Below are 1,585 nucleotides of genomic sequence, written 5' to 3'. Positions count from 1 at the left end.
GGGTGTCCAGCTTCAACGTTCCGGAAGCATTCGAAGGCGAGAAGTTCGTGCTGACCGTTCTGGAGGACGGGCGCTACCGGCTGGAGCAGTCGGATCTGAGCGAGCCGATCGAGGGCCGCGTGGGCGCCACGCTCGACACGACACTGCCTGAAGGCGCGATCACGCTGCGGGTCGATGCGCTGAACGCCAGGCCGGGCACGCAATTCATTCTGGAGCGGCAGTCGCGCGAGAAGACGGTGGAAAACCTGCAGAACAGGCTGACCGTGTCGCAGAAGGGCAAGGACAGCGGCATCATCGGCGCGTCGCTGACGGGCTCCGAGCGGATGCTGACGGCCAGCACGCTTGCCGAAATCGGCAATGCGTATGTCGACCAGAATCTGAAGCGCAAGGCGGCGGAAGCCGAGAAGTCGCTCGAGTTCCTGAGCGCCCAGCTGCCGCAGCTCAAGAGCGACCTGGAGCGCGCCGAGGGGCGCTATAACGACATGCGCAACCGCATGGGCGTGTTCAACCTGAGTGAGCAGGGCAAGGCCTATCTGGATCAGAGCGTGGCCACGCAGCGCAGCCTGCTGGAACTGAAGCAGAAGCGCGCGGAAATGAGCGCGATCTACGCGCCGGGTCACCCGGCGATCCAGGCGCTCGATCAGCAGATCGGCATGCTGGGCAGCAGGATCGGCAGCCTGTCGCAGCAGGAACAGGCGTTGCCGGACCTGGAGCAGAATGCGGTACGCCTGACGCGTGACATGAACGTGAACAACGAGCTTTATGTTGGCATGTTGAACAACATGCAACAGCTGAAGCTGGTTCGCGCGGGCAAGGTGGGGACGGTGCGGCTGATCGATAACCCGGTGGTGCCCAAAGACCCGATCAAGCCGAACAAACTGCTGGTGATTATCTATGCGGCGTTGGGCGGCCTGATTCTGGGTGTGGGTGCGGCGTTCGCGCGTACGGCGCTCTATCGGGGCGTGACCGACGCGCAGGAGATCGAGGAGCAGACGGGCCTGAACGTGTATGCGACCGTGCCGCTGTCGCAGGCGAAAGTCGCGCGCATCGGCAAGGCGCCGAAGCTGCCCGCGGACGAGAAGTTCCTGCTGGCGAGCGAGTTTCCGCGCGATCCGTCGATCGAAAGCCTGCGCCGGCTCAGAACCGCGCTGCATTTTGCAATGCTCGAATCGGAGTCGGGCGACAACCGCGTGCTGCTGACGGGGCCAACGGAACAGGTGGGCAAGTCGTTTCTCTCGGCGAATCTGGCGGCGGTCGTCGCGGCAGCCGGCAAGCGGGTGTTGCTGATCGACGCGGATCTGCGCAAAGGCCATCTGGAGCAGTACTTCGGCCTCGACTCGACGCCGGGCCTGGGGGACTATCTGTCGTCGGAGGTGACGTCCGACGCGGTGATCATGCGTGACGTGCGCCCGGGCCTCGACTTCGTTGCGCGCGGCGCGATCCCGGAGAACCCGGCGGAGCTGCTGGTGAGCGAGCGCATGCAGCAGTTCCTCGCGAAGACGAGCGACTACGACATCGTGCTGATCGACACACCGCCCGTGCTGGCCGTATCCGACGCGACCGCGCTCGCGGATAGCTGCGGCAC

Annotated in this window: 1 protein-coding gene; it reads left to right on the top strand. The window is 64.8% G+C overall.

Annotation, left to right across the window (positions count from 1 at the left end; all coding sequences use genetic code 11):
- Positions 1-1,585, top strand: a 1,585-nt coding sequence (locus AB3X89_RS39640) for a GNVR domain-containing protein (RefSeq protein WP_368587986.1), incomplete at both ends; no start/stop codon positions are given.

The sequence above is a fragment of the Paraburkholderia sp. BR14320 genome, from assembly GCF_040948665.1.
GTDB lineage: Bacteria > Pseudomonadota > Gammaproteobacteria > Burkholderiales > Burkholderiaceae > Paraburkholderia > Paraburkholderia youngii.
This window is presented reverse-complemented; position numbering and strand designations above follow the sequence as displayed.